The sequence below is a fragment of the Microbacterium sp. B24 genome, assembly GCF_000333415.1.
Lineage (GTDB): Bacteria > Actinomycetota > Actinomycetes > Actinomycetales > Microbacteriaceae > Microbacterium.
Window position 1 is genome coordinate 1 of the sequence record NZ_BADB01000225.1, and the last position, 3,339, is coordinate 3,339.

A 3,339-nucleotide genomic window follows, 5' to 3' on the forward strand; every position below is an offset into this window, starting at 1 on the left:
TCATCGAGGACACCGAGGCCGTCGTTCCGGCGGATGCCGTCGGGTTCACCATGCTGCAGCGCCAGCTCGAGTCCCTTCTGGACTCGCTGAGCGAGCGCGAGGCGGGCGTGATCCGCATGCGCTTCGGCCTGGGCGACGGACAGCCCAAGACGCTCGATCAGATCGGCGACACCTTCGGCGTGACGCGCGAGCGGATCCGTCAGATCGAATCGAAGACCATGGCGAAGCTCCGTCACCCCTCGCGGTCGCAGTCGCTGCGGGACTACCTCGAATGAGCGCCGAGGTCCCCAATGACGGCAAGGCGCTCACTGTCACCGTCGAGGGGACGACGTTCGCACGGATTCCGATCCGTACGCGCGTCGTCATGCCCGGCGACAGCCTCGATGAGGTGATCGCGGAGTACGCGGCCGACCAGGTGACGGACGGCGACCTGCTGTTCATCACCGAGAAGATCGTCGCGATCACGCAGGGCCGTTCGTACACGCTGGACGAGATCCGACCGCGTCGCCTGGCTCGATTCCTGTCGAAGTACGTGACGAAGACCTCTTACGGCATCGGGCTCGGCATGCCGGAGACGATGGAGATGGCCCTTCGGGAGTGCGGTACTCCGCGCATCCTCTTCGCTGCGGCGATCAGCGCGGTGACGAAGGCGTTCGGACGCCGCGGCGACTTCTACCGCATCGCCGGCGACAAGGCGCGTGCGATCGATGGTCCGACCAACGGCACCATCCCGCCCTACGACCGTGCGGTCGTTCTGGGCCCGACGCGCCCGGCCGAAGTGGCCGCACGCGTCAAGTCGCTGCTCGGCCGGAACGTTCAGGTCGCGGTCGTCGACATCAACGACATCGGCGGGAACATTCTCGGCTCCACACTCGACAGGGCAGGGGAGCGTCGGCTCGTGCGGATCCTTGCCGACAACCCTCTGGGCCAGGGCCGCGAATCCACCCCCCTCGGAATCATCCGGGCGGCGTGAGACCGCGCCGACAGGCGCGAAACGCCGGCGACCTCGTGTGAGAGCGCCGGCGTTTCGCGTCGGCGATCAGAAACCCATCGCGGCGCGGTAGCGAGGAAGGTGACCGTGGCGGATCCCCGTCGCGGAAGGCTTGTTCTCGAAGACACCCGCGCCCCAGTTGCCCTCGACCAGGACCGGTCCGGTGGGGGTGACGACGACGTCCCAGCCGACGTAGCGCACCTCGGGGATCACGAGTGCGACGTCGGTGATGAGTGCACGCACCTCTTCCATCATCGGAAGCCGGTAGTCGGCGATGCGGAAGCCGGTGTCGGGGTGGGTCTCGAAGAGTTCGCCCGCGGTCGAGTAGCCCATGCCCATCGCTCGCCCGTCCTCGTGGAGCGCGGTGTAGAAGCCGCCGAACGACGCCTGGTCGCTGACCTGACCGCGACCGAACTTCTGCGCCATGTTGATGATCTCGACCGTGCCGTCGTCCTTGACGAATGTCGTGACCCGGGTCGTGTTCGCCGTTCCGGGAGCGATGGCTTCCAGGTCCGGGTGCTGCACGATGCGCTCTTCGATGAGCACCTCACCCTTCGCCAGCAGCTCGGCGTGGAACGCGGACCAATCACTGACGACGCTCGCATCGTAACGACGAACCCCGAGCCCGGACTTGCTCACCGGGACTTTGGCGATGAACACGGGATGCCGCTGGGCGAAGGTCTCCAGCTCGTCGGCGTTGCCGTCGACGAGCTCCAACCACTGACGTCCCAGGAAACGGTCGAAGTCGCGGTTGAAGTCGACTTTGTTGTGGAAGCGATGCACCTGGGCGGGATCGTCGTAGCGGTTCGAGAGCTCCAGCGCGAGGGGACTGGTGACCCACGTCGCCCGTTCGGCGCGCGTCAAGATGGCGAAGTCGAACTCCATGTAGTCGTTGAATCCCACGCGATGTCGCGCGGCCGACCAGAGCATGTCGGCGAACACGAGCGGATAGCTCTTGTCGTGTACGCGAGCGGTGAAACGGGCCCTCTCACGCACCGACGCGAGATCGAAACCGCGCGCACGCTCGAACAGCACCTCGAATCGGTGCAAGAGAGGAAGGCCTCGACGCGTCATGACAGAGTCCTTCCGGGACACGTGGATAAGGGGAACTCCGCCAGTCTACGTGGGAGGCCTCAGCGCGCGTCGGCGAGACGAGCCGTCTCGTCGTGCCAGGAGGTCGCGACAGCGCGCAGCTTCTCTTCGTACTTGCGTCCGTGGTGCGCGCAGAACAGCAGTTCGCTGCCGTTGACCTCGGCCGCGATGTAGGCCTGGGCGCCACACGAGTCGCAACGGTCCGTCGCGGTCAGTCGGTACTCGAGGACGTCAGGCTCAGCGGTGGTCGACATGCTCATTTCGGTTCCTCCTCGGTACATGAGATGCGGTGCGATGTCATGACATACAACCACGCCGTGGGGTCAGCAATGCCGCGATCCGGTCACATTTCGCTGTGCGCGTACCCCGCCCCCGCGCTCATCGTCCGCGGTAGTCGGGGCCTCTGTGTGTCGCAGCCGAGGTGTCCGCGGGGCTGGATACGCTTGAGGATTGTGACCGCCGAGTATTCCGCCCACCACCTCCAGGTGCTCGAGGGCCTGGAGGCTGTCCGCAAGCGTCCCGGCATGTACATCGGCTCGACGGACTCGCGCGGGCTCATGCATTGCGTCTGGGAGATCATCGACAACTCGGTCGACGAAGCCCTCGCGGGCTACGGCTCGCGAATCGACATCGTCCTGCACTCCGATGGCAGCGTCGAGGTCCGCGACCGTGCGCGCGGCATCCCGGTCGACGTCGAGCCGCGAACCGGGCTGAGCGGCGTGGAGGTCGTCTTCACGAAGCTGCACGCCGGCGGGAAGTTCGGCGGCGGCTCGTACGCGGCGTCGGGTGGCTTGCACGGCGTCGGCGCCTCCGTCGTCAATGCCCTGTCCGAGCGCCTGGATGTCGAAGTCGATCGCGACGGCAAGACCTATGCGATGTCGTTCCGTCGTGGAGAGCCCGGCCAGTTCGCGGGGCCCGGGCCCGAGTCGCCGTTCACCCCGTTCGAGAAGGCCTCGCAGTTGCGGGTCGTCGGCAAGGCTGCCAAGGGCGTCACCGGAACGCGCATCCGCTACTGGGCCGACCGTCAGATCTTCACCAAGGATGCGACATTCCACGCCGAGGAGCTGGAGCAGCGGGCGCGTCAGACGGCGTTCCTCATCCCGGGTCTGGAGATCGCGATCATCGATCAGCGCGGAGAGGAGATCGTCGAAACGTCCCATCGCTACGACGGCGGCATCTCCGAGTTCGCGGACTTCCTCGCGCCCGATGCGGCGATCACCGACACTTGGCGACGGGACGGGTCGGGCACGTTCACG

General features: G+C 66.4%; 5 protein-coding genes. 3 read left to right on the forward strand and 2 right to left on the reverse strand.

The window, feature by feature from the left end; genetic code table 11:
* Together I5I_RS06065 and I5I_RS06070 are read left to right on the forward strand one after the other, a co-directional pair.
* Positions 1-275: sigma-70 family RNA polymerase sigma factor (locus I5I_RS06065; RefSeq protein WP_036317639.1), on the forward strand; the 275-nt coding region annotated here is incomplete at its 5' end.
* A complete protein-coding gene (locus I5I_RS06070) occupies positions 272-973 on the forward strand; it encodes a coenzyme F420-0:L-glutamate ligase (protein WP_036317640.1) in 702 nt (233 codons plus the stop codon). The genes I5I_RS06065 and I5I_RS06070, both read left to right, overlap by 4 nt.
* A 66-nt stretch (positions 974-1,039) precedes the next feature.
* Here I5I_RS06070 and I5I_RS06075 read toward each other — a convergent pair whose 3' ends face one another.
* On the reverse strand, positions 1,040-2,065 hold the full coding sequence (locus I5I_RS06075) for a sugar-transfer associated ATP-grasp domain-containing protein (RefSeq protein ID WP_036317643.1): 1,026 nt from the start codon (positions 2,063-2,065) through the stop codon (positions 1,040-1,042).
* Between the two features lie 59 nt (positions 2,066-2,124).
* On the reverse strand, positions 2,125-2,343 hold the full coding sequence (locus I5I_RS06080; protein ID WP_036317645.1) for a DUF7455 domain-containing protein: 219 nt from the start codon (positions 2,341-2,343) through the stop codon (positions 2,125-2,127).
* 192 nt (positions 2,344-2,535) lie between these two features.
* Between I5I_RS06080 and I5I_RS06085 the strand changes: the two genes are divergently transcribed.
* Positions 2,536-3,339 (forward strand): ATP-binding protein (locus tag I5I_RS06085; protein ID WP_036317646.1); only part of this gene is annotated, 804 nt, incomplete at its 3' end.

Excerpts from the sequence above, each read along its gene's own strand:
- I5I_RS06070 (WP_036317640.1), top strand. The coding sequence starts at position 272 with ATGAGCGCCGAGGTCCCCAATGACGGCAAGGCGCTCACTGTCACCGTC.
- I5I_RS06075 (WP_036317643.1), bottom strand. The coding sequence starts at position 2,065 with ATGACGCGTCGAGGCCTTCCTCTCTTGCACCGATTCGAGGTGCTGTTC.
- I5I_RS06080 (WP_036317645.1), bottom strand. The coding sequence starts at position 2,343 with ATGAGCATGTCGACCACCGCTGAGCCTGACGTCCTCGAGTACCGACTG.